Raw genomic sequence first — 23,897 nt, 5'->3', positions numbered from 1 at the left:
AATGCAGCCTTTGGGCGGCGCCCGGAAAGCTATGGCCATGTTCAATGCTCGGATCGCTAAGTCGCGTTTCATGCGATTGCTGACTGCCCAGCCGATCACCCGCCGAGAATGCAGGTCAAGAATAACAGCCAGGTAGAGCCATCCTTCTCGCGTCCAGACATAGCTGATGTCGCCCGCCCACTTCTGGTTCGGTTGATCGGCGTGGAAGTCCCGGTTCAGCAGGTTTGGCCCGATGTTGAACGCATGGTTGCTGTCCGTCGTGACCTTGTATTTCTTCGATCTTTCGACCCGGATGCCGTTCTCGCGCATCAAGCGGCCCACACGGCGATGACCGACGTCCAGACCGATCTCCTTCAACTCTTCGGTCATTCGCGGCCTGCCGTAGCTACCAAGGCTCAGGCGGGACTGTTCTTTGATGTGTGCAAGCGTGACCATATCAGATCGTTGTCTGCGACTGGCAGGGCGACTACGGAAGGCCCGCAAGCCACGTGTGCTGACGCCAACGACACTGCATAAACGGTTGGCTGGAAAATGGTTCCTGTGTTCCTCGACAAACCTAAATCTCATTGCTTTAGGCCCGCGAAGAACTGGGTGGCCTTTTTTAGGATTTCCCTCTCCTCCTTGAGAAGCCGGATCTCTCGTCGAAGCCGCTCATTCTCTTTGGCGAGGTCTAAATCCTCTTGTGAAACCACCTTCGTGTCTCGGTGTGCTGTGATCCATTTGTTCAGCGTCGACATGCCAACGCCCAGATCATCAGCCACCTGCTTGCGCGTCAACCCGCTGGTCAGCGCAATACGCACTGCATCTTGGCGAAATTCGTCCGTCCGTTTCAGTCCCATAGTCAGTCTCCTTTGTTCCAGTAAAGGCTATCAAAGGAGCGGCATCAAACCGTGACACGTCCACACTGTGTTGCCGCATTTTGTGGCACTTGTGCAAAACCGTGCTATCCTCCGGCTACTTCGAAATCGTATGGAGGAGCGCGATTTTGTTGGAGAACGCATTTATACTCGATCCGCTCGGCGATCCGGTCCGGCATGGAGGAGATACAAAATCGACAGACTGGGATGAGATCCAGGCGTTTTGCCGTGATGTCTACATGCCCTATGACGTGCGTCCCATGGAGCGCCAGGCCAAGCCCGATGCGACGATGATCTCCGCCAAGGCGGGCGGTGTGACAATGACGCGCTTTGCCTATGGGACGGGGATTTATCTCAACAATTTCGACCCTGCAGCGGGCAATATTCTCGTGCTCAATACGGTGCGCGGAGCGCTCAATCATGCGGCGGATGGCGGCTCTGTGGCAACGGGGGCGGGAGAGAGTTTCGTCGTGGATTGCTCGCGGGCGGAGTATTGGCTGGAGGGTGACCCCGACCATATGCAACTGAACCTGACGATCCCCCACGATCTGATCGAGCAGATTGCAGAACGCTGGTTCGGCTTTGTGCCCGGTGACGCGCTTTGGACAAGCCGCGTCAAGATCGGCGGGGCGCAGTCGGCTTGGGGGTCTTTGCTGGACTATTCTGTTCGAGCTTTGACCCGTTCGGGGGTCGTGGCCGAGGATGCCGCTATTGCGCGCCACCTAGAGGAAATCCTCTGCGTAGAGCTTTTACGGCAGTGGGCCGGGGCAGCGGGCGTGAAGTTGGAGGGCGGCGCAAGGGCTGCGGCGCCGCGCTATGTGCGCCAAGCGGAGGCGATTATGGAGGCCGAGGCACGGCAAGCGCCGACCATCGGAGAGATCGCAAAACGGGTCGGCGTGTCGGCCCGCACGCTGTCGGGCGGGTTCCAACAGTTCCGAGGGCTAAGCCCCCGTGACTTCCTTGTCGCACGCAGGTTGGAAGGCTTCCGAGCCGATCTCGAAAAGGCCGAGGCGGATAAAACCGTCACCGATATCGCGACCCGATGGGGGTATTCCAACTTCGGTGCTCTGGCCGGGCGGTATCGGCAACGCTATGGCGAGTTGCCGTCCCGGACCCGCGCGCGGGCCATGGGTGGCCATTAACTTCTCTTCCGAAACCGGACACCCCATTCCGATAAAGAACAGCGCTGCGCTTTGCGAGCGGCCAATCTTCCCTGCACATGTTCTAGGGAGGAACCAATGAAAGACATGCAAATCGAGAATCTGAAAACGCACTGTGATTCCATTCTCGGCAATCTGAGCACGGGCGAGACCCGTGTGCCCGGTGTGGTCGCGATGGCGACTGACCGCACTGGCACGATCTATTCAGGCCAAGCAGGCGAGAGGCGCATCGGGGGCGATCCGATGACCGAGGATACGGTCTTTGCAATCTTCTCCACGACCAAGGCGATTGCGGGAACTACCGCACTGCAATGTGTTGAGGAGGGGCTTCTGGACCTCGACGCCCCCGCCAAAGAATACGCCCCCGCCATCGGCAACCTGCAAGTGATCGAAGGGTTTGAGGCCGATGGAAGCCCACGTCTGCGTGCGCCCAAGACCGATGTAACCACGCGCCAACTGCTCCTGCACACTGGCGGTTTTGGTTATGACTTCTTCAACGAAACCTACAAGCGTCTGGCCGAGGCGCATGGGCAGCCCTCGGTTGTCACGGGGAGCCGCGCCTGTATCGAAACCCCGATGCTGTTCGATCCGGGTGAGAAGTGGGAATACGGCACCAACATGGATTGGGCCGGCCAGGTGGTCGAGGGTGTGCGCGGCAAACGCCTTGGCGAAGTGATGCGCGAGCGGGTGTTCGATCCGCTCGGGATGGAGGACATCGCCTTCACCCGCACCGACGCGATGAAGGCACGCACCGCAACGATCCACGCGCGCGGCGAGGATGGTTCACTCACCCCGATGGACGACTTCGCTCTGCCCGACGACCCCGAAGTCCACATGGGCGGCCACGGCCTCTATGCCACTGTGCCTGAATACATGAAGTTCATCCGTATGTGGCTCAACGATGGGGACGGCCCGAACGGGCGCGTGCTTAAGCGCGAAACGGTGGAGTGGGCCGTGAAAGGCGCCTTGGTGCCGCCGCAGAAGGTGACCATGCTGCCCGGCGTAATCCCGTCGCTGTCAAACGATGCTGAGTTCTTCCCCGGACAGCCCAAAGACTGGTCCTATACCTTCATGGTCAACAGCGAAGACGCGCCCACAGGTCGCCCCGCAGGCTCCATTGGCTGGGCGGGTCTGGCCAACAGCTACTATTGGATCGACCGCAAAAACGGCATCGGCGGGTACTGGGCGACCCAGATCCTGCCCTTCGCCGATGCGGCGTCCTTCACGGGCTACATGGATTTTGAGAGCGCAGTCTACGCAGCTTTGAAATAACCTAACGGCCAAGTCAAAAGCGCAATCGGGGCTATGTTTGGCCCCGGTTCATCCGGATCAGACCTCAGCGCAATCGACTATGCGTGCAAGCAGAAACCAAACGGCTTCACACTTTGGGGCGGTTCTTTCACGTCCGTTTCGGGAAGCCGCGCCGCTGCACAAGGCCATGACGTGTCACTGCCAACAGTGAGTATGCCCGGTCACCGGATTGGCAGCCTGACCGATGTCGCGGGCGGCTTCCTGCATGACCGATAGGATCCATTTCTCTCGTGCGGGATCGACACGTTCGAGCACGGCAGAAAGGCCGATGGCGGCGATGGTCCTGCCACTTGGCAGCCGCACGGGGACCCCGAGGCCGAATACATCCTGAAACACCTCGCCCGGGTCGCGGGCATAGCCGTCGCGCTGAACCTGTCGGATCGCGGTACGCAGGGCGAGTTCGTCGAGGAAATAGGGACCGATCAGCGCGTGTCTGTTGGTTTCGATCACATGATCCGCCTCCTGATCGTCGAGCGCGGCCAGAAGGCAGAGACTGCTTGAGCCGAGCCCCAGAGGTGCGGTCGCGCCGACGTTGGAGTAGATCGTGCGGGCGGTGAACGTGCCCTCGGCGCGCGCAGCGCACATCGCGCGCGTGTCCTGAGCGATCACCAGTGCGATAGAGCAGCCGGTGGCTTGCGCGACCCGGCGCATCGGCTGTTGTGCGACCTTGTGCAGGGGATCGGCCTCAAAGGCGGCGGCGGCAAGAAACAGTGCGCCGCGTCCGATGCGATAGCGTTTCGCCTCGCTTTCCACCAGCCCGTGTTTCTCGAGTGCCTGCAATTGCCGATACAGCGTCGCCTGGGTCAGGCCGGTGAGGTCCGACAGCTCACGCGCGCTCAGGCCGGAGCTTTGCGAGGTTGCGATGATTCGCATGAGGCCAATGGCGCGGTCGAGGGCCTGAGTGCCGGACGCTGGAGTGGGAGGGCCGCTTTTGCGCATTTGTCAGGCTCCGTGAGAATTTGGTTTTGAGAACGAGGGGCGATCAGTGGAAATTAATACTCATAATATGAGAAATACTATATTTTTTTATCATTATGTGAATTAATCTCCTTATCTTGCGTTTGGTTTTGCCTAGGCTGACGAAAAGCACGCCCGCTATGGGCTCGAACGTCGGAGACATCAGATGCGCATCACCATGGACCCAGTCGCAGGCAACGAAGACCTGCCGTCGCGCAGCGATGTCATCGTTATCGGGGGCGGGATCATCGGTGTCAGCACGGCGCTGTTCCTCGCGGAGCGCGGTGTTTCCGTCACGCTTTGCGAAAAGGGCATCATCGGGGCAGAGCAATCGGGCCGCAACTGGGGCTGGTGTCGGACCATGGGGCGCGATGCGGCGGAGATCCCGCTGACCGTCGAAAGCCTGAAACTCTGGCGGCGGATGAATGAGATCACCGGGCTGGAAACCGGATTCCGGGAACGTGGTACGCTTTACCTGCTCGATGGGGAAAAGGCGCTGGCGTCCTATGAAAGCTGGATGGAGCATGCCCGCGATCATGCGCTGTCGGCGCGGTTCATCGAGGGCGCGGAGATCACCAATCTTTTGCCGGGCCTCGCCAAGCCTTGGAAACGTGGGCTTTATACGCCGACGGACGGGACGGCCGAGCCGTTCAAGGCGACGCCTGCCATGGCCCGCGCGGCGCAAAAGAAAGGCGCGGTGATCCTGCAACATTGTGCCGTGCGCGGGATCGAGACTGAGGGGGGGGCGATCTCCGGGGTGGTCACGGAGCGGGGGGCGATCCGCTGTGGTGCTGTTGTCTTGGCGGGCGGCGCGTGGTCGCGGTTGTTTGCGGGCAATATGGGGCTGAATTTTCCGACCCTGCCGGTGATCAATACAGTGATGCGCACAGCGCCCGACGAGAGCCTGCCCGATCTCGCGGTCGGTGGGCCGGATTTCGCCTTTCGCCGTCGTCTCGACGGGGGCTATTCGGTGGCGATTCGCAATGACAACCTTGCGCCTCTGACGCTGGATAGTTTTCGGCTGTTTTTCGATTTCCTGCCGACGGCGCTGAAATCCATGCATGAATATCGCCTCGGCCTGACACCCTATTTCTTTGAAGACTGGAAGCGGGCAAGGCGTTGGGAAAACGATGAAATTACACCGTTCGAGCTGGTGCGGACGCTCGATCCCAAACCCGTCAAACGCGATCTGAAAAACGCCTGGGCCAATACGGTCAAGGCCTATCCGGGGTTTGGAAAGCTCAAGCCGGTGCAGAGCTGGGCCGGGCTGATTGATGCCACGCCCGATGCGGTACCGGTGATTTCCGAGGTGCCGAACCGACCGAATTTCTACATCGCCTCGGGGTTCTCCGGCCATGGGTTCGGAACCGGGCCGGGGGCGGGGCATCTGATGGCAGATATTGTCACCGGGGCTGCCCCCATTGTCGATCCGACGCCGTTCCGGTTGACGCGGTTCCGGGGGCAAAGCAAGGGCTGAAACCGGTGTCGGCTTTCCGTCGGACAAGTGTCGGCAAAGTGTCGGACCTTGTCATGTACGGGAAGGGAGACACCTGAAACAAAAAGGCCCTCGCGAGGAGGGCCTTTGCTCTTATTGTTGCTCTTACTTCATCGAGCCGGTGTCGATGAAACGCTGGTGCCAGCTCAGCGCCTCGCGCAGGTCGTGGGGCGCATGGCCACCGAATGAGCTTTTCTTGGCGCGCTCGTAATAGTCGCGCAGCATGTCGCGATAGGCGGGGTGGGCGCATTTCTCGATGATCAACTCAGCCTTCTGTTTCGGATCGAGGCCGCGCAGATCGGCGAGGCCCTGTTCCGTGACGATGACCTGAACGTCCTGGTTGATGTGATCGACATGGCTGGCCATCGGGACGATGGCGGAGATCGCGCCGCCCTTGGCGGTCGAGGGGGTCATGAAGATCGACACAAAGGCGTTGCGGGCAAAATCGCCCGAGCCGCCGATGCCGTTTTGAATGCGCGAGCCCATGACGTGGGTCGAGTTGACGTTGCCGTAGATGTCGGCCTCGATCAGACCGTTCATCGCGACACAGCCCAGCCGCCGGATCAGCTCCGGGTGGTTGGAGATTTCCTGCGGCCGCAGGATCAGCTTGTCGCGGTAGCGATGCGCTTCGGCATTGAACTTCATGGCGGCCTCGGGCGAGAGCGAGAAGGCGGTGGCGGAGGCCATGCGCAGCTTGCCCGCGTCGAGCATGTCGAGCATGCCGTCCTGAATCACCTCGGTGAAGGCGGTCATGTTTTCGAACGGGCTGTCGAGAAGACCGGCGAGCACGGCGTTGGTCACGTTGCCGACGCCGGATTGCAGCGGCAGAAGCTCTTTCGGCATCCGGCCCATTTTCAGCTCGTGGTTCAGGAACTCAAGCAGGTGACCGGCGATGTCCAGAGCGGTCTGGTCCGGTTTCGCGAAAGGCGCGTTGCGGTCCGGCGTGTCGGTCTCGACGATGGCGACGATCTTCGACGGATCGACCTTGAAATGCGGCTGGCCGATGCGGTCGTCGGGTTTGATCAGCGGGATGCCGACGCGGTTCGGCGGCAAGGCGGTGCCGTAATAGATGTCGTGCATCCCGTTGAGATATTCACTCTGCCAGGAGTTCAGTTCGAGGATGATCTTGTCGGCGCATTCCAGCCAGGTCTTGTTGTTGCCGATGGACGACGAGGGGATCAGATCGCCCTCGGGAGTGATGCCGGAGATTTCGACGATGGCGGTGTCGAGCTTGCCGAGAAAACCCTGCCAGGCCATCGGCGCGACCTGCGACAGGTGCATGTCGAAATATTTCATCTCGCCCTTGTTGATCCGTTCGCGGGCGATCGGATCGGAGTTATAGGGCAGGCGGAAATCAATGCCGTCGGCCTTGGCCAGCGCGCCGTCAAGTTCGGGACCGGTCGAAGCGCCGGACCAGATCTTGATGCGGAACTTCTCGCCCTGGGCGTGACGTTCCTCGATCTTGGCCGCAAGTGCGAGAGGCACCGCCTTGGGGTAGCCCGAACCGGTGAACCCGCTCATGCCGACGGTGGCGCCATTCTCGACGAGGCTGGCGGCATCTTCGGCGGACATGATCTTGGATTGCAGGGATTGCGGCACGGGGCGGCGGGCAGTGGTCACGACGGTCTCTCCATTGTGGAATGCGGTCACGGGGAGAGAGGGGTAATTTTATAAGGCCAGCCTCCTCCCCGAGTTGTCCTTCATTGCGCGCACTATGCGCGGGACGCGGGGGGCTTCCAGTCACTTTTGCGGAATTTTTGCAGGAGCATACCCGGTATGCATCTGTGCACAGATTTTTGAATCAATATTTGCAATCGGGATTTGAGTGGAGGGGTTTGCAAAGAGTTTTCGGCACGAATATGCAAACCAAAGGTCGCACTGTGCGGCAAGAGAACGGGCCCGTCGGAAACGGACCCGTATCGGATGGCTTCAAGACGACTCAGGCGGATCGACCGCGGTCGATCCGCAGGAACTGTTTCACGCGGGAGGCGGTTTTCGCCTCTTTGCGATCACGGTCCATTTTGTCCCACATACGGGAGCGGGCAGCACCACGGTCGAGCGCAAGGAAATGCACGAGGCGACCGCTGCCGGGGGCACGATGGGACGTGTCGGTGATATGGCGTGTCATGGTTTTTCCTCCTTTTTGCACGAGGACTCTAACACGGAATCGCCTTGCCGTCTCGTATCCAGATCAAACTGGACAACGAAGTGTGAACAGGCGCGAACGTGCCGGGTCAGATCCGCCCGTGTCGCCGTTGCCAGCTCCAGAGGATTGCGCCACCGATCAGAACGATGACCAGCGACACCAGGAACGGTGCGCCGGGCAGGTAATAGCCGGTGCCGGGGCGGGAGAACGTGGCGAAGATCTCGGTCATCACCAGCGGGCTGATGATGGTAGCAAGCGCGGCGAGTGAGCCGGTGACGCCCTGCAACTCGCCCTGTTGATCGTCGGGGGTGGCGCCGCTCATCATGGATTGCAGCGCCGGGATGGAGATCGCGGAAATGCCGGAGAGTACGGACATGATCCAGACCATCGGCACGCTTGTGGTGAGGCCGAAGGTGAGGAATACAAGCGCGTCGAGCAGGATGCCGCCCATCGCGACACGGTAGGCGCCGAAGCGTTTGACCAAGGGGCCGACCAGTACGGCCTGTGCCAGCCCCATGGTCGCGCCGAAAGCGAAGAGTGTGAGCCCGATGGTGGCTGTGTCGAAGCCGAAACGCTCCTCGGTATAGAAGGACCAGATCGCCGGGTAGACGAAATAGGCCGTCTCGTAGAGAGCGAAGACGATGAGCAGGCCGGTGAGGCCCCTCAGCCGTCCGATGGCGCGGAAGGCGCCGAAGGGGTTGGCGCGACGCCAGTCGAAGGCGCGGCGTTTTTCGGGAGCGAGACTTTCGGGCATGACGATCAGGCCGAAGACCATGTTGAGGCCGGCGACGGCGGCGGCGGCATAAAACGGCGCGCGGGTGTCGATGGTGGCGAGCATGCCGCCCATCACGGGGCCGAGGGCGAAACCGATGCCGAGCGCGGCATGGACATAGCCGAAGTTGCGGGCGCGCTCGTCGGGTTTGGAGATGTCGGCCATGAAGGCGGCGGCGGTGCCCGGTGTGGCGGCGGAGATCCCGGCGATCAGCCGCCCGATCAGCAAAAGCCAGATGGTGTGCGCCCGCGCCATGATCAGATAGTCGATCATCATCACGAAAAGCGCGGCGATCAGCACGGGTTTGCGGCCGAAGCGATCGGAGAGATTGCCGACGAGGGGCCCGAAGAAGAACTGCATCACGGCAAAGCCGGTGGCCAGAACCCCGCCCCAAAGTGCGGCATCGGCGAGCGTCTGGCCGGTCAACTCGCGGATCAGGGTCGGCAGGACGGGAAAGATCAGCCCGATGCCCAAGCCGTCGATCAGCACGGTGGTGACGATGAAAATCAGCGGCAGATTGCGGGGCATGGGGCTTTCCTGAAAACAACCCGGCCTTTGTGACCTGTCGGGGGGCTTCTGTCTATCCGCTCCGGTGCAGAATATGCGCCAGCGTATCGGCCAGCCGCGCGGGCTGGGCGAAATAGGGGGAATGGCCAGAGGACAGGGAATGGACGGTGCTCGCGGGCCAGTCCGCACACATCTTACGCTGTTCGGCGGGCGGGATCACCCGGTCGTTTTCGCAAATGACATAATGCCGGGGCCGGGCGGTGGAGGCAGGGGTGACGCGCAGGGGCGTTTCCTGCGGGCGGATCGCTTGCGGGCCGATATGATCGCGGACGTAGGTTTTCACCTCTTCGGAACAGTCGTGACACAGGGCCTCGACGCCTGCCTCGGGTTTGAAGCGAAAGGCCCGCCCGTCTTCGGTCTTCTCGATCAGGCCGAGCACCGGATGGTCCTGCGCCGCGCGGCGCATGTCGGCGAGGATCGCGTCTCGATAGCTGTCGAGGCCGATCTCGTCGTAAGGCGTTCGATCCGCGCCATGGGAGGGCAGGTCGAGCGCGCGGGCCTTGAGGCCACGGGCGTGCAATTCCGCGAGAAGATCGCGCCAACACCACGCGCCATGGGCGGAGCCGTGGATCAGGAGGACGCTCGGGTCAGTCATGGTGACAGCCTCCGGAATGATCATGATCGTGATGGTCATGATGATGACCATGATGATCGTTGTGATGATGGTCGTGACCGGACCCGAGATCGGGGATGTGATCATGCGGATTGGGATCGCGTTTCACATGGGCGATCTCGGTCAGGAACCGGCCCAGAAGCGCGGCATAGTCCTCCGGCGCATCGACGGGCGGCAGGTGACCGGAACGGCGCATCAATTCGAACCGAGACCCGGGAATGACGCCCAGAGTCTCGCGTACCAGATCGGGTGGGGTCGAGCCGTCATAGCCTCCCGCGATGCCGAGGCAGGACAGCCGAAGCCCCGAGGTCGGCGTGTAGAAATCCGTCCCGGCAATGGCGGCGGCACAACCGAGATAGCCCTCAACCGGGGTGTCGAGAATGGACTGGCCCCAGCGTTTCGCGGTGTCCGTCTTGCGAAATCCGGGGGCGAACCAGCGTTCGAGCGTGGGGGCGACGATGCTTTGAAGCCCCTTGTCGCGGATCTCGGCGATGCGTTTGTCCCAAATGCTGCGCGCGCCGATCTTGGCCGCTGTGTTTGACAGCACCAGCGCGCGGACCTGATCGAGCCGCTTGACTGCGAGCCCCTGTGCGATCAGACCGCCGATGGAAATCCCGACGAAAACCGCGTCTTTCACCTTCAACGTGTCGAGCAGCCGCTCCGCGTCGCGCACCAGCGTGCCCATGGCATAGGGGCCTTTCGGCACATCCGAGAGGCCATGCCCGCGCAGGTCGTAGCGGATGAGCCGCAGGCCGCCGGGCAGATGCGGCAGAACCGCATCCCAGAGGTGCAGATTGGTGCCGAGCGCATGGGCGAAGACCACGGGCGCGCCGTTTTCCGGTCCGGTGATCTCGACATTGAGCGTGATGTTGTCGAGCGCAATCCTCATGACAGGGCCTCCAGAAACCGCGCGATGACATCGAGACTTTCGGGTTCGTCGAGAAAGGGCACATGGCCGCGATCCCTGACCTCGGCTGAGATCATGTCGGGGCGGCGGCGCTGCATCTCCGCCACGCAGGCGCGCGACAGGAGGTTGGAGTTCTCTCCGCGCAACAGGGCCAGAGGCAGGTCTTCGAAGGCGTCGAAGAAGGGCCAGAGATCGACCGCGCCGGTGACACTCTGGGCCTCGATCGCGTCGCGCAGTTTCGGGTCGTAACGCAGTTCCAGACGCCGCTCGCCCTCGGCCCAGATCCGCCGCGCATAGCTCCGCCATTGTTCATGGGAGACGTTCGGGAACTGCGCGCCGAGGGCTTTCGGCAGTTTTTCGGCAGCATCGTCGAAGCTTTTGTAGGCGGAGGGGCGACCGAGATAGTCCATGATGTGGCTGAGGCCGGACGGGTCGAGCTCCGGGCCGATGTCGTTCAGGAGCACGCCGGAGAGCCGATGTTTCGCCGCCGCGGTCAATCCCATGGCGATCAGCCCGCCGCGCGAGGTGCCGAGGATCGCGGCCTTGTCGATCCCGAGATGATCGAGCAGCGCCAAAGCGTCCGCCGCCTCCTGCGGGATGGTGTAATTCATGAAGGCCGGATCGTAATCGGAGGCGCCACGGCCGCGACTGTCGAGGCGGATGACCTGAGCCCGGTCGGCGAAATGATCCACCACCGGCTCGAAATCGTCCATGTTGCGGGTCAGCCCGGCGAGACAGAGCAGCGGCGCGCCGTCGCCCTGAATGTCATAGGCGAGTTTCAATCCGTCTTTCGTGGTGAAATGCTGAACCATTGGGATCTCCTTTGGGCGCAGACTGTCACGTCCGTGTCCGGGACGAAAGCCCTAGCGCAGCCCGTTCAGGAGCCATGAGCCGCCGAGGTAATGCACGGTGAGAACGAAGGCGTAACAGGCCATGACCAGCAGCGCCTCGTTGGAACTCAGCGGGGCCTGTTCCGGTTGGCGCCGGTGCCACAGGCTCTGGAGACCGGCGGCGGCCAGAAGCGCCATGGCGATGGAGTGATCGCGCAGCGCCGCAGAGGTGAAGGCGGCGGTCATGAAGAGGGTGACGGTGGTGCCGAACCGGGGCCAGAAGGCGCCCGAGATGGCCCGCATCACCCGCCCGCCCGCAAACGGCAGGAAGGGCAGGAGCATGATGAAGTTGAACGTCCCGAGCATGATTGCCGTCACGCGCAATAGATTGGCCACCATTGGAGCGATGGGGGCGAGGATGGGAAACAGCCCGAAGCACAGCACCATCGGTACGATGGCGAGCGCCGGGGCGTAGAGTGCTGTGAAGCTTTCCTCGAGCGCATGGCCGAAGGGGCGGTCGGAACGCGGTGCGGCCAGTAACGGCAGGGGAATGAGGCGCACGCGGGCGACCTCGTGGCCGATGATGCGACAGGCATAGGCCGAGCCTAGTTCATGCAGCATCACGGCAAGGACAAAGCCGAAACCGAAGCGCGGCGAGGTCAGGGAAACGACCGCAACGGTGATGACAAACCCGACGATCACGCCCGCACCATTGAACCCGCTCGCGCGAATGCGTCCCTGGCTTGTCAGGGGGCGCGTCACGAGCGGCAGGGCGAAAAGCCCGAGCGCGATGGCAAGCAGGAGAAAGGTCATGGTGAGTCGAATTGCGGCCTTTTTATGTCTGTGTCGGATGTGATCGGCCCTGAATGTGGCGAGAATGTGGCAATCGGGGTGCGAATGGCCCGCCCAGGCGGGCGCGAGCCGGGGCTCAACGCATTGTTTCCCGGGGGCCAACAGTGGACGTCATGGAGCAACACTTCGCCGGGAAGCGATGGGCCCGTGCAAGGATGGTTTCGTTTTTTCCACGAAACGCCTTACCTTGTCGGGACGGAACGCAAAGAGGCTGGAGGGCCCGATGAACGGCACGGTGGAGAAACTGCGCGAGAGCCTGCGCGAGTTGCAGGTGCAGCTCGAAAAGGAGGCGGTCGAGGCACGCGAAAAATTCCAGTATCATCTGAGCAACGGCCGGGTGGTCTTCGAAGAGGAGGCCCGTCGCCGTGGCCGGGCGCTCAAGGTGCGCTGGTCGGTGTTTCTGCGCCGTGCGCGGCCCTGGGAGATCGTGACGGCGCCGGTGATCTACGGGCTGATCATCCCTTTTGCACTGATGGATCTCTTCGTGACGGTCTATCAGGCGATCTGTTTTCCGGTCTATGGCATCCCGAAAGTGCAGCGTAAAAAATACATCGCGGTGGACCGGCACAAGCTCACCTATCTCAACTTCATGCAGAAGCTGAACTGCGTCTATTGCGGCTATTGCAACGGCCTTCTGGCCTATGTGCGCGAGGTGGCGGGGCGGACGGAATATTACTGGTGCCCGATCAAACACGCCCGCGCCCTGCCGGATCGCCATGAGCAGTATCAGCATTTTCTGGAATTCGGCGACGGCGAGGCCTGGGACGAGAAATTCATCGAGATGAAGGGCCGGGCGCGGGCTTGTGAGGGCTGCGACGGTTGCGGGCCGGGCGGCTGCCACTAAGCTCAAAGCAGTCGTGCGGGGGCGCCCATCCGATCGGCGATGTTCTCTGCGATCATCATCGTCGGCGCATTGGTGTTGCCCGCAATGATCGTGGGCATGATTGAGGCGTCGACCACCCGAAGCCCCTCAACCCCGCGCACACGGCCCTCCGGGTCGACCACCGATCCGGCGTCCATCCCCATGCGACAGGTGCCGACCGGGTGATAAATCGTCTCCGCCCGCGCGCGGATGTCGTCGATCAGGGCGGTATCGCCCTGTATGTCCGGTCCCGGAAAAAGCTCGGCTTTGACATGGCGGGCGAGGGCAGGGGCCTGCATCACCTGCCGCGCCTGCTTGAGACCCGCCAGAAGTGTCTCCACATCCTCGGGCGCGCTGAGATAATTCGCGTCGATCCTCGGAGGCTTCAGCGGATCGGGAGAGGCCAGCGTGATCGTGCCGCGCGAGCCGGGCAGCAGATCGCAGACATGCAGGGTCATGCCATAGCCATACGAGGTCTTGCGCCCGTGATCGCGCAGATAGGCCGGGATGAAATGAAATTGCAGATTGGGCCGGTCGCGCTCAGGGTCTGAGCGCACAAACCCGCCCGCCTCGGCGACATTCGAGGTCAGTTCACCCTGCCTCTGTCGGGCAAACTGCCATGCCGCCCGGAGCACACGCGGCAGGTAGAAGGGGGCAATGCCGATGGGCAGGCGATCCGCCGCCGCAGACATCACCGTGATGTCGAGATGATCCGCCAGATTGCGCCCAACCTCGGGCAGATCATGCAAGACCTCGATCCCGTGGTTGCGCAACGTCTCGCCGGGGCCGATGCCGGACAGCATCAAAAGCTGCGGCGAGTTGATAGCGCCGCCGGACAGGATCACTTCGCCGCCGGGATTGAGCCGGAGTTCGCGGTCTGTCAACGCCACGCCATCGGCACGACGCCCGTCGAACAGCACACGCGTCACTTGCGCGCCGGTGAGGATGTCGAGATTGTCGCGATGGCGCGCTGGATCGAGAAAGGCCCGAGCGGTCGAGAACCGTTGCCCGTCTTTCTGGGTGACCTGATAGAGGCCGACGCCCTCCTGATCCGCGCCGTTGAAATCGCGTCGCTCTGAGAAACCGGCCTCGCACCCGGCTTTGACGAAGGCGTTCGAGAGCGGGTTGGGGCTGCGGAGGTCGGAGACCGACAAAGGTCCCTCGCTGCCATGAAAGTCACCGGCAAGCTGGGCATTGCTTTCCAGCCGTTTGAACAGTTCCAGCACCCGTGCCCAGTCCCAGTTCTCACCTGCCGCACGCGCCCATCCGTGGTAATCCTCCCGATGACCGCGGATGTAGATCATCGCATTGATCGAGGAAGACCCGCCCAGTACCCGTCCGCGCGGCCAGAACAGCCGTCGCCCGTTCAGCGCCGACTCGGGCGCGGTGCGATGGTTCCAGTTCACTCCCCTGAGTCGTGCCAGAACCGCCAGCCCCAAAGGAATGTGAATGAAGGGCGAGCGATCCTTGCCGCCCGCTTCGATCAGGCATACGCGTTTGCCCGTGTCGCCCGACAGCCGGTTCGCCAGAACGCAGCCCGCCGATCCGGCGCCGATGATGATGTAATCGTACATGATGGCTCTCTCCCCCCCTGGGGAGAGGCTACGTCAGTTTTTCCGGGCGGCGCGTGAAACGTGGCGTCATGTTTCCTTTGCTTCGGCAAATACTCAAAATGAAAACCCCGCCGAAGAGGCGGGGTTCAAACAATCGTCTGGCCAAAACTCGTCTGGCCAAGACTCGTCCGGCAAATGGTTTAGAGGTTTTCGATCCGGGGCATGCCCATGATGTGATAGCCGCCATCGACGCGGATGATCTCGCCGGTGGTGTAGGCGCCGCCGTCAGAGGCCAGATAGACCGCCGTGGCGCCGACTGCTTCGAGCGTGGCGTTGGATTGCATTGGGGCGTTTTGTTCGGCGTGCTTATACGTCCGGCGCGCGCCACCGATGGCAGAGCCTGCAAGGGTTTTCATCGGACCGGGGGAAATCGCGTTGACGCGGATGCCCTCAGGGCCGAGATCGTTGGCGAGGTAGCGCACCGAAGATTCGAGCGCCGCCTTGGCCACGCCCATCACGTTGTAATTCGGCACGACCATGTTCGAGCCCGCAAATGTCAGCGTCATCAAGGTGCCGCCCTCGGTCATCAACTCGGAGGCGCGTTTGGCGACATCGATGAAGCTGAAACACGAGATATGCAGCGAATTCTTGAAATTTGCCTCGGTGGTGTCACGGAAGCGTCCGGTGAGTTCGGATTTGTCCGAGTAGGCGATGGCGTGGACGACGAAATCGAGCTTGCCCCATTTCGCCTTGAGCGCCGCAAAGGCCGCGTCCATTTGCTCCGGATTGGTGACATCCACATCGACCATCGTGTCGGAGCCGACGGAAGCCGCGAGCGGTTCGAGGCGTTTGCCGAAGGCTTCGCCCTGATAGGTAAACGCCAGCTCTGCGCCCTCGTCGGCACAGGCTTTCGCGATGCCCCATGCGATGGAGCGCTCATTGGCGACGCCCATCACGAGCCCGCGTTTGCCTTTGAGAAGATCAGCCATTTGTGTTTTTACCCAAGATATTTCGACAACAACATCGAGCCGTTGGTGCCGCCGAACCCAAACGAGTTGGTCATCACCGTATCGAGGCCCGCATTTTCCACCAGTTTCGTGGCGATCTCACCCTCGCGGATCGCCGGATCAAGCGTTTCGACGTTGATCGACGGGATGATGAAATCGTTCTGCAGCGCCAGCAAACAATAGACCGCCTCTTGCGCGCCGGTGGCGCCCTGGGAGTGGCCGGTCATGGATTTCGTCGAGGAAATCACCGGGGTCTGGCCTTCACCGAAGACGCGGCGCACCGCTTCGACCTCGCCCACGTCGCCGACGGGGGTCGAGGTGCCATGCGCGTTGATATAGCCGACCTTGCGGCCTTCTTCGAGCGTGGAAAGCGCCAGACGCATCGCCCGTTCGCCGCCTTCGCCCGAGGGGGCGACCATGTCGGCGCCGTCGGAGGTGGCGGCAAAGCCGGTCACTTCGGCGTAGATTTTCGCGCCGCGCGCCTTGGCGTGTTCCAGCTCTTCGAGCACGAGGATCGCACCGCCGCCGGAGATCACGAACCCGTCACGGTTCGCGTCAAACGCACGGGAGGCTTTCTCAGGCGTGTCGTTATATTTGGACGACATCGCGCCCATGGCGTCGAACAGGCAGGACAGGGTCCAGTCGAGTTCCTCGCCACCGCCCGCGAACATCACGTCCTGTTTGCCCATCATGATCTGCTCCGCTGCATTGCCGATGCAGTGCAGGGAGGTCGAACAGGCCGAGGTGATCGAATAGTTGATGCCCTTGATCTGATAGGCGGTCGCGAGGTTGGCCGAGATGGTGGAGCCCATACATTTGGGCACCGCGAACGGTCCGACGCGTTTGGTGGATTTGGTGTTCAGAACCGACTGATGCGCGGTCAGCATGGCGGAGGTGGACGGGCCGCCGGAGCCAGCGATCAGACCGGTGCGCGGGTTCACGACTTCGCTCTCTTCGAGGCCCGAGTCGGCAATCGCCTGTTTCATGGCGATATAGGCATAGGCTGCCCCCGGCCCCATGAAACGCAGGGCGCGCTTGTCGACATGTTCCTTGATGTCGATGTCGATGGACCCGGCGACCTGCGAACGGAAGCCGTATTCCTTCATGTCCTCATTGGCGGTGATGCCGGATTTCCCGGTTTTCAAAGAGGCAAGCACCTCTTCGGCAGTATTGCCGATGGAGGAGACGATCCCCAACCCGGTGACGACGACGCGACGCATGGCCTGTTCCTTCCCTATATGTTCCTTGACGGTCGGTCCGAGATCAGCTCTCGGACAGCGCAACCTTCATATCGGTGACCTGATAGATCACTTCGCCGTCGGCTTCGACGATGCCGTCGGCCACGCCCATGGTCAGGCGGCGGCTTTGCACGGCTTTCTTGAAATCGACCTTGTAGGTCAGCATCTTCCGATCCGGGCGCACCATGCCGGTGAGCTTCACTTCGCCGACGCCAAGCGCATAGCCACGCCCCTGCCAGCCGCGCCAGCCGAGGTTGAAGCCGGTGAGCTGCCACAGCCCGTCGAGACCGAGACAGCCGGGCATGATCGGGTTGCCGGGAAAATGGCATTCGAAGAACCACAGATCCGGCGTGATGTCGAATTCCGCCACCACATGGCCCTTGCCATGCAGTCCGCCATCACCGGAAATTTCGGTGATCCGGTCCATCATCAGCATCGGCGGCGCCGGAAGTTGTGCGTTGCCCGGTCCAAAGAGCTCGCCTGCCGCACATTTGAGCAGGTCTTCCTTGGTGAAACTCGTGGGGTAATCGGCCATGAACGCCCTTGCCTTCCTCATCATCTTTCAAAGTCGTATCCCCTCTATCACCCCGGCCCCCGCGCACGCAAGCGCAACAGGGCTGGAGACGAGCGGCGTTTTTGACGCGCTTTCGACACGGTGAAACACATGTGAAATAAGAATTAGAGGATTTCCAATTGAAATTTGCGGGGCTGATCCTGTATATTCCATCGGTATTCCCAGGAATTGGACGCCCATGACCCAGACCGAAAACATCGAAACCCGTCGCGGTGCAGCTTGGCTTGCGACTGCCGGTGTGCGCCCGACGCGTCAAAGGATCGCGCTGGCGACGCTTCTGGTGGGCGATGGCCATGACCGGCACGTCACGGCCGAAAGCCTGTTCGATGCCGCCCGCGATGCGGGGGAGAAAGTCTCTCTCGCGACCGTCTACAACACGCTTCGCGCCTTCTGTCAGGCCGGTCTGATGCAGGAGGTCACGGTCGATGGCTCCCGCAGCTATTTCGACACCAACATGGACGAGCACCCGCATTTCTTCTGGGAAGACAAGGGCGAGTTGACCGATGCACCGTCCGAAGAGCTGAAGATCGAACGCCTGCCGGCGCCGCCTGAGGGGATGGAGATCGCCTCCGTCGATGTGGTGATCCGGTTGCGTCCGAAATCGCGCCACTGAGCGGAAAAGCCTGAGCGGAAAAGACCGGGCGAACAGCTTGACAGTTATGAGAAAGCCCTGCCCTCTGGCGGGGCTTTTATCATGTGGGAGAATGTCATGGAGCGTTTGTTTGTCGCAAGTGACGGGGTGAGCCGGTGCTGCTGGTGCGCTTCCGATCCTGAATACATCCGCTACCACGACGAAGAATGGGGCTACCCGGTCGCCGATGACATCCGCCTGTTCGAGAAGATCTGTCTCGAAGGCTTCCAGTCAGGCCTGTCGTGGTGGACCATCCTGCAAAAGCGCGAGAATTTCCGCGCCGCCTTTGCAGGGTTCGATTTTCACCGGATGGCGGAGTTCGGCCCCGAGGATGTCGAGCGTCTGGTGCAGGACAAGGGCATCGTGCGGCATCGGGGCAAGATCGAAGCGGTGATCCACAACGCCGCCCGCGCCATAGAGATGGAGCGCGAACATGGCTCTTTGGCCGCTTTCTTCTGGTCCTTCGCGCCGGAAACGGACGAGAGCGGCGGCGAGGTGGTGGCCCAGACGCCGACCTCGCAACGCCTGTCAAAAACGCTCAAGAAAAAGGGTTGGAAATTCGTTGGGCCGACCACCTGCTATGCCTTCATGCAGGCCATGGGCATGGTCAACGATCATCACCCCGGCTGTGCGCATCATGCCAAGGCGGTGGCGGCGCGGGCGGCGTTTACCCTGCCGGTCTGAGCAACGGGGCAAGGCTCTTGAGCCATCGCTTTGCTTCGGCCGGATCGAAGCGCGCCAATGCCGCAAGCTCCGTCTTCGCCACCTCCAGATCCGCAATTCGGTCCCGCAACTCCGCGCGCGTGTCATCGGGCAGGGGCAAGGCCCCGGCGGTCAGAAGCATCTGATGCAGGCTCTGCACCGCACGCATCTGACGGAACGCCTCCATCATCGGGGCGGTGAGCTTGGGTCGCTTCTGCCAGTCTTCGGAAAACAGCGCCGTCACCCGCTGCCCCGCGCCAAGACAATCGAAGGCGACACAGCCGCGATAGCCCCTGTCCGCAAGATCGGCGTGAATGGAGCAGGAGAACCCATCGAGATTGTGACAGGGCAGGCCCGCCGGTTTGTCGTGGCCGAACATCTCGTCGGCATCGAAGGCCAGCGCCAGACAACAGAGCGCGGCACAGTTCGAACAGTCTGGCAAAAACTCGGGGTTCATACCGCCATTTGACGCCAAACCCGCGCCCGATCAATGAAAAAGGCGGCCCGCCTATCGCGCGCCGCCCTGTTTCCTTTGCTGAGAAATACTCAGCTTCAGACGATTTCCACCAGCTCGATCGCGAAGGTGAGGTCCTCGCCCGCCAGACGGTGGTTGGCGTCGAGCGTCACTTCCTCGTCGGTCACTTCGACCACGGTGACGGGGATCACCTGACCGGTCGGGGACTGCATCTGAAGCTGAAGGCCAACCTCAAGCGGGATCTCCGCCGGGATCTGGGCGCGCGGCACGGCTTGCTGTGCATCGGGGTGACGCTGGCCATAGGCCTCATCGGCGACAGCGACGATGGTTTTCTTTTCGCCCACGGTCATGCCCGGCAGGTGCTTGTCCATGCCCGGAATGATCTGGCCGGAGCCGACGGTGAATTCGAGCGGTTCGCGGCCTTCGGAACTGTCGAACACGGTGCCGTCTGCGAGCGTGCCGGTGTAGTGAATACGAACTTTGTCGCCCGATTTAACTTCGGTCATGAAGAGTCCTAACTGTTCGGGGTGAGTTTTTGGGGCCGCGTCTTTACGGGTGCCCAATGACGATTGCGCGAAAGGATAGGCGGTGATCTGTGAAATGCAACCCGATGGTGGGAAAAAGCCGCAAAACCAATCGCAAGAACCGCATGTGAACGCGTTTTTCTAGGAAAACGCTGCCTCACATGCGGATGTTTTAGAAACGCTGCGCTTTTTGAGGCGTGGTCACGCGTTTTGGCTTTGCCAAAACGCTCTTAGAACCACTGCCCCGGTTCCATCAGGCCCAAATCCAGCAATTGCTGGCTGTGCCATTCGAACTCGATGGAATTGTGCCAGCGGAAGGTGGAAATGTCATAGGTCGATCCGGCGTTGGTCTTGAGTGCCTTGGCGGTGCGGAAGGACACGATGGTGGCGGTCAGGTTGTGATGCCAGGGGCAGGCGTAGGTGTTGTATTCCTCGTCGCCGAACAGATGTTCCTCGCTGAGCCGGAGCCCCTTTTTCGCCTTGAAAAGCGCGATCCGGTCGATGCGGCGGCGGTGTGGCGGCATGTGCTCTTCAAACCGCCACCGCAGCCCGCCGAAAAAGTCGAGCTGCCGCTCTTTCGCACGCCCTGCGGCATCGGGGCGCCCCAGGGCGTAATAGCCCGAGCGGTCGAGATGGGCGTCTTCGAGCGAGACGGCATTGGGATGCGCGTTCAAATCGTCGGCGTAGAGATCGACGACATAACACAGCATCGCATCGCGGCGTTCCTCGGTGTGGAAGGTCAGCATGTCGGTGATGGTGCGGGTCTCGCAGAACGGGAAGAACAGGTATTCCGCATTGTAGCAGTAATACATCCAGATCCCCGGCGCGGCGGCGATGATCCGGTTGACTGCTTTGGTGAGCATCTCCGGCGCGCGAGTGGCGTAGCGGATGCGGTGGATTTTCGCTTCCAGCCCCTCGGGGAGTTTCAGTTCGTCGGGGGCGAACAGGATCACCTGTTTGAACCCCAGCGAGAGGTGATGGCGCAGCGTCGTGTCCACTTCCACGAGATCTTCGGCAAAGATCATCGCGATCGGCCCTTTCAAAAGGGCGTCCTTGCCGTCGGTGAGAAACGTGTCGAGGCTGTCGTATCGCATGAAAATCCTTTGCCGGGGCAGTGTCCCCGTTTCCGGTAAAAAATGCATGAAGGGCAGGGGATTGCAAGGATTGTGGAAACAATTTCGTCATGAGCCTGCTTATGGCGGTCCGGTCCGAGGCGCTTGCCCTCTTGGCCCTCTTGCGCTAGGACACCGCCTCAATTCCCAGCATTCGTGGACCCATGCCCATGTCCGAGACGCCGAGCACCACCAAGAAGCTCTATATCAAGACCTATGGCTGTCAGATGAACGTCTACGACAGCGAACGCATGGCCGAAGCGCTGGGCGGGTCGGGCTATACCGAAGTGTCTTCGCCGGAAGAGGCGGACATGATCCTTTTGAACACCTGCCATATTCGCGAGAAGGCGGCGGAAAAGGTCTATTCCGAACTTGGCCGCTACAAAGACCTCAAGATTGCCAATCCCGATCTCAAGATCGGCGTGGCGGGCTGTGTGGCCCAGGCCGAGGGTGAAGAGATCATGCGGCGCCAGCCGATGGTCGATCTCGTCGTGGGACCGCAGAGCTATCACCGCCTGCCGGAGCTTGAGGCGAAGGCCGGGCACGGGCAAAAGGCGCTCGATACGGATTTCCCGGAAGAGGACAAGTTCGAGAAACTGAAATCCCGGCCCAAGGCGAAACGGGCCCCTGCGGCGTTTCTGACCGTGCAGGAGGGCTGTGACAAGTTCTGTGCCTTCTGCGTTGTGCCCTATACCCGTGGTGCCGAGGTGTCGCGCCCGGTTGAGCGCGTGCTCGATGAGGCGCGCGATCTGGTGGAGCGCGGTGTGCGGGAGATCACCCTCTTGGGGCAGAATGTGAATGCCTATCACGGCGCAGGAGAGGGCGGCACATGGGGGTTGGCGCGGCTCATTCGCGCGCTTGCAAAGGTCGATGGTTTGGAGCGCATCCGCTTCACCACCTCGCATCCGAACGACATGGAAGACGACCTGATCGCGGCGCATGGCGATTGCGACAAGCTCATGCCTTACCTGCATCTTCCGGTGCAGTCCGGCTCCGACAAAATCCTCAAGGCGATGAACCGCAAACACACCGCCGAGGAATATCTTCGCCTGATCGAACGCATCCGCGCCGCGCGGCCTGACATCGCCATGTCCGGCGACTTCATCGTCGGTTTCCCCGGCGAGACGGATCAGGATTTCGAGGACACGATGAGCCTCGTGCGTGAGGTCGGTTATGGCTCTGCGTTCTCGTTCAAATACTCGCCGCGCCCGGGTACGCCCGCCGCCGAGAAAGAGGCGAAGATGATCGACCCCGATGTGGCCTCCGAACGGCTGCATCGCTTGCAGACGCTGATCACCGAACAGCAACACGCGTTTCAGGATGCGATGGTCGGTCGCGAGGTCTCGGTTCTGTTCGAACGCAAGGGGCGTCTGCCGGGGCAGATGGTTGGAAAATCCGAATATCTTCATGCAGTTCACGTCACCGACGATGTCGCCGTGGGGGACATCCAGCGCGTGAGAATCATCGAAAGCGGCCCGAATTCCCTGGGCGGGGTCCTGCTGCGCTGAGAACCGCCGGGGGTGGCAGGCGGCGCGCACCGGCAAAGTTTTTACCGCAGGGTGGAGTATCTTGGCAACAATCCCGGTGCCTGCGGGAGTTCGTCAAGATATGCGACACAATATCTGGTTATTTTTCTTCACTTGGACCCGAAGTTTGCTATCCTTTAGCCACAATCTTGGTGAGTAGGGCGCAGCAGTCTCACGGCTGCAGGGGGCGCGTGTTTTGGAACGGCCCGAAAACGCAAACAGTTGGGGGACGGTAGACGTGACCATCGAATTTCTGAAGACAACGCGACGGGGGCTGGGCCTCTGCGCGGGGGTCGCTCTTGCTTTTGCGGCGGCGACGGCCAATGCGCAAATGGTGCCGGGCACGGTGAATGGCGAAGTGTACAAACCGACGATCTGGATCGATCCGGATGGCTGTGAACACTGGGTGATGGACGACGGGGTCGAGGGCTACATGGACCTCAAGCGCGACCGTCAGGGCAAACCGACCTGCCACCCGGTGCAGAGCTGTGCCGTGATGAACTCCGATCAGCTTTTCGCCACGGACAAATACGTGATCTCCGCTGCGGGCCGCAAACGCCTCACTGATTTCTTCCAGCAGGCGGGCGCCACGGCCTATATCATCGTGGGTCATACGGACAGCCGGGCCTCCGACGAATATAACATGCGTCTGAGCTATAACCGTGCCAATGCGGTTGCCAAGATCGCGGCCTCGGTCGGGGCCAATGTCGTCGATGTGCGCGGCTATGGCGAACGCCAGCCGATCGCCTCGAACTCGACCGCTGCGGGGATGCAAAAGAACCGCCGCGTCGAAATCATCTGTGTGAAGTGAGGAGAGAGACGATGAAAGCCATCAAAGCGATCGCCCTTCTCGCCGTGCTCGGCTCCACCACCGCCTGTACCGAGGCGATGATGGGAGAGGCCGGGTATGAATCCCACAAGACGGACAAGACCGTGGACCGCGGCTTCGACACGAAACACCTGTCGACGCTGGTGGCCGGCATCTGGATCGACCCGGAAGGCTGTGACCACTGGATCATCGACGACGGGGTCGAGGGCTACCTGTCCCCGCGCGTCGACAAATACGGCATGCCGGTCTGCTCCGGTACGGCGGCTCCGAATACGGCTGTCGGTCCGTACAAGGACGGTTCGCCGTTCTATGATCCGATCTGATCGGTCCTGCGATTCCTCAAGTCGACGGTCGTCCTTCGGGGCGGCCGTTTTGTATTTTGGTGAAAAATTAGGCG

Annotated in this window: 23 protein-coding genes and 2 pseudogenes; 9 read left to right on the top strand and 16 right to left on the bottom strand. The window is 61.5% G+C overall.

What is annotated here, in order from left to right; translation table 11 throughout:
- Nucleotides 1-839: pseudogene (locus NH195_RS21175) on the bottom strand (IS3 family transposase); the annotation flags it as partial.
- Nucleotides 840-985: 146 nt separating this feature from the next.
- On the opposite strand from NH195_RS21175, the gene NH195_RS10335 reads away from it, so the two are divergent.
- On the top strand, nt 986-1,999 hold the full coding sequence (locus NH195_RS10335) for an AraC family transcriptional regulator (RefSeq protein ID WP_066706356.1): 1,014 nt from the start codon (nt 986-988) through the stop codon (nt 1,997-1,999).
- A gap of 96 nt (nt 2,000-2,095) precedes the next feature.
- Nucleotides 2,096-3,289, top strand: coding sequence for a methyl acetate hydrolase AcmB (gene acmB, locus NH195_RS10330; RefSeq protein WP_066706351.1), 1,194 nt, complete (start codon nt 2,096-2,098; stop codon nt 3,287-3,289).
- Nucleotides 3,290-3,463: 174 nt separating this feature from the next.
- Here acmB and NH195_RS10325 read toward each other — a convergent pair whose 3' ends face one another.
- Nucleotides 3,464-4,267: an IclR family transcriptional regulator gene (locus NH195_RS10325; RefSeq protein WP_066706349.1), complete on the bottom strand. Its 804-nt coding sequence runs from the start codon at nt 4,265-4,267 to the stop codon at nt 3,464-3,466.
- Nucleotides 4,268-4,451: 184 nt separating this feature from the next.
- Here NH195_RS10325 and NH195_RS10320 point away from each other — a divergent pair, with 184 nt between their 5' ends.
- Entirely contained in the window at nt 4,452-5,762 is a 1,311-nt protein-coding gene (locus NH195_RS10320) for an NAD(P)/FAD-dependent oxidoreductase (protein WP_066706346.1), read from the top strand.
- Nucleotides 5,763-5,885: 123 nt separating this feature from the next.
- Here the strand turns inward: NH195_RS10320 and NH195_RS10315 are convergent, their stop codons facing one another.
- The 7 genes and pseudogenes from NH195_RS10315 to NH195_RS10285 all read right to left on the bottom strand — a co-directional run bounded on the left by NH195_RS10315 (nt 5,886) and on the right by NH195_RS10285 (nt 12,428).
- Nucleotides 5,886-7,400: an acetyl-CoA hydrolase/transferase family protein gene (locus NH195_RS10315; RefSeq protein ID WP_066706394.1), complete on the bottom strand. Its 1,515-nt coding sequence runs from the start codon at nt 7,398-7,400 to the stop codon at nt 5,886-5,888.
- Between the two features lie 319 nt (nt 7,401-7,719).
- Entirely contained in the window at nt 7,720-7,908 is a 189-nt protein-coding gene (locus NH195_RS10310) for a hypothetical protein (RefSeq protein WP_066706341.1), read from the bottom strand.
- A gap of 106 nt (nt 7,909-8,014) precedes the next feature.
- Nucleotides 8,015-9,226, bottom strand: coding sequence for a TCR/Tet family MFS transporter (locus NH195_RS10305; RefSeq protein WP_066706338.1), 1,212 nt, complete (start codon nt 9,224-9,226; stop codon nt 8,015-8,017).
- Between the two features lie 52 nt (nt 9,227-9,278).
- Nucleotides 9,279-9,899 (bottom strand): alpha/beta fold hydrolase, encoded by a 621-nt coding sequence (locus tag NH195_RS10300; RefSeq protein ID WP_238379741.1) that lies wholly within the window; start codon nt 9,897-9,899, stop codon nt 9,279-9,281.
- An 85-nt stretch (nt 9,900-9,984) separates the two neighbouring features.
- Nucleotides 9,985-10,767: pseudogene (gene pcaD / locus NH195_RS10295) on the bottom strand (3-oxoadipate enol-lactonase); the annotation flags it as partial.
- Complete coding sequence (locus NH195_RS10290) at nt 10,764-11,597, bottom strand: alpha/beta fold hydrolase (protein WP_066706332.1); 834 nt, start codon at nt 11,595-11,597, stop codon at nt 10,764-10,766. The pseudogene pcaD and the gene NH195_RS10290, both read right to left, overlap by 4 nt.
- A 51-nt stretch (nt 11,598-11,648) precedes the next feature.
- Entirely contained in the window at nt 11,649-12,428 is a 780-nt protein-coding gene (locus NH195_RS10285) for a zinc metalloprotease (RefSeq protein WP_066706330.1), read from the bottom strand.
- A 262-nt stretch (nt 12,429-12,690) separates the two neighbouring features.
- Here NH195_RS10285 and NH195_RS10280 point away from each other — a divergent pair, with 262 nt between their 5' ends.
- Nucleotides 12,691-13,311, top strand: a complete 621-nt coding sequence (locus NH195_RS10280) for a hypothetical protein (RefSeq protein ID WP_066706328.1) — start codon at nt 12,691-12,693, stop codon at nt 13,309-13,311.
- A 2-nt stretch (nt 13,312-13,313) separates the two neighbouring features.
- Here NH195_RS10280 and NH195_RS10275 read toward each other — a convergent pair whose 3' ends face one another.
- The 4 genes from NH195_RS10275 to fabA form a co-directional block, all read right to left on the bottom strand.
- The gene (locus tag NH195_RS10275) at nt 13,314-14,903 is read right to left on the bottom strand and encodes a GMC family oxidoreductase (RefSeq protein ID WP_066706323.1); all 1,590 of its coding nucleotides are present in this window, start codon (nt 14,901-14,903) and stop codon (nt 13,314-13,316) included.
- 179 nt (nt 14,904-15,082) lie between these two features.
- Complete coding sequence (locus tag NH195_RS10270; protein WP_066706320.1) at nt 15,083-15,871, bottom strand: enoyl-ACP reductase FabI; 789 nt, start codon at nt 15,869-15,871, stop codon at nt 15,083-15,085.
- Nucleotides 15,872-15,879: 8 nt separating this feature from the next.
- Nucleotides 15,880-17,109: a beta-ketoacyl-ACP synthase I gene (gene fabB / locus NH195_RS10265; protein ID WP_066706317.1), complete on the bottom strand. Its 1,230-nt coding sequence runs from the start codon at nt 17,107-17,109 to the stop codon at nt 15,880-15,882.
- Between the two features lie 43 nt (nt 17,110-17,152).
- On the bottom strand, nt 17,153-17,662 hold the full coding sequence (fabA, locus tag NH195_RS10260; RefSeq protein WP_066706315.1) for a bifunctional 3-hydroxydecanoyl-ACP dehydratase/trans-2-decenoyl-ACP isomerase: 510 nt from the start codon (nt 17,660-17,662) through the stop codon (nt 17,153-17,155).
- Between the two features lie 217 nt (nt 17,663-17,879).
- On the opposite strand from fabA, the gene irrA reads away from it, so the two are divergent.
- On the top strand, nt 17,880-18,314 hold the full coding sequence (gene irrA / locus NH195_RS10255) for an iron response transcriptional regulator IrrA (RefSeq protein WP_066706312.1): 435 nt from the start codon (nt 17,880-17,882) through the stop codon (nt 18,312-18,314).
- Nucleotides 18,315-18,410: 96 nt separating this feature from the next.
- The gene (locus tag NH195_RS10250; RefSeq protein WP_066706392.1) at nt 18,411-19,016 is read left to right on the top strand and encodes a DNA-3-methyladenine glycosylase I; all 606 of its coding nucleotides are present in this window, start codon (nt 18,411-18,413) and stop codon (nt 19,014-19,016) included.
- On the opposite strand, the gene NH195_RS10245 is transcribed toward NH195_RS10250, so the two are convergent.
- The 3 genes from NH195_RS10245 to NH195_RS10235 all read right to left on the bottom strand — a co-directional run bounded on the left by NH195_RS10245 (nt 19,000) and on the right by NH195_RS10235 (nt 21,127).
- The gene (locus NH195_RS10245; protein WP_066706309.1) at nt 19,000-19,491 is read right to left on the bottom strand and encodes a hypothetical protein; all 492 of its coding nucleotides are present in this window, start codon (nt 19,489-19,491) and stop codon (nt 19,000-19,002) included. The genes NH195_RS10250 and NH195_RS10245 overlap by 17 nt on opposite strands.
- A 95-nt stretch (nt 19,492-19,586) precedes the next feature.
- A complete protein-coding gene (locus tag NH195_RS10240) occupies nt 19,587-20,015 on the bottom strand; it encodes an FKBP-type peptidyl-prolyl cis-trans isomerase (protein WP_066706306.1) in 429 nt (142 codons plus the stop codon).
- Between the two features lie 248 nt (nt 20,016-20,263).
- Nucleotides 20,264-21,127, bottom strand: a complete 864-nt coding sequence (locus NH195_RS10235; protein ID WP_066706303.1) for a hypothetical protein — start codon at nt 21,125-21,127, stop codon at nt 20,264-20,266.
- Between the two features lie 188 nt (nt 21,128-21,315).
- Between NH195_RS10235 and miaB the strand changes: the two genes are divergently transcribed.
- From miaB to NH195_RS10220, 3 genes are all read left to right on the top strand, one after another.
- Nucleotides 21,316-22,653: a tRNA (N6-isopentenyl adenosine(37)-C2)-methylthiotransferase MiaB gene (gene miaB, locus NH195_RS10230; RefSeq protein ID WP_066706390.1), complete on the top strand. Its 1,338-nt coding sequence runs from the start codon at nt 21,316-21,318 to the stop codon at nt 22,651-22,653.
- A gap of 256 nt (nt 22,654-22,909) precedes the next feature.
- The gene (locus NH195_RS10225) at nt 22,910-23,482 is read left to right on the top strand and encodes an OmpA family protein (RefSeq protein WP_238379740.1); all 573 of its coding nucleotides are present in this window, start codon (nt 22,910-22,912) and stop codon (nt 23,480-23,482) included.
- Between the two features lie 11 nt (nt 23,483-23,493).
- Nucleotides 23,494-23,823 (top strand): hypothetical protein, encoded by a 330-nt coding sequence (locus tag NH195_RS10220; protein WP_066706300.1) that lies wholly within the window; start codon nt 23,494-23,496, stop codon nt 23,821-23,823.
- Nucleotides 23,824-23,897 lie beyond the last annotated feature (74 nt).

It is taken from the genome of Celeribacter ethanolicus, assembly GCF_001550095.1.
Classification (GTDB): Bacteria; Pseudomonadota; Alphaproteobacteria; order Rhodobacterales; family Rhodobacteraceae; genus Celeribacter; species Celeribacter ethanolicus.
Note: the sequence above shows the minus strand (reverse complement) of the source record. Positions and strands in the feature narration are given on the sequence as shown.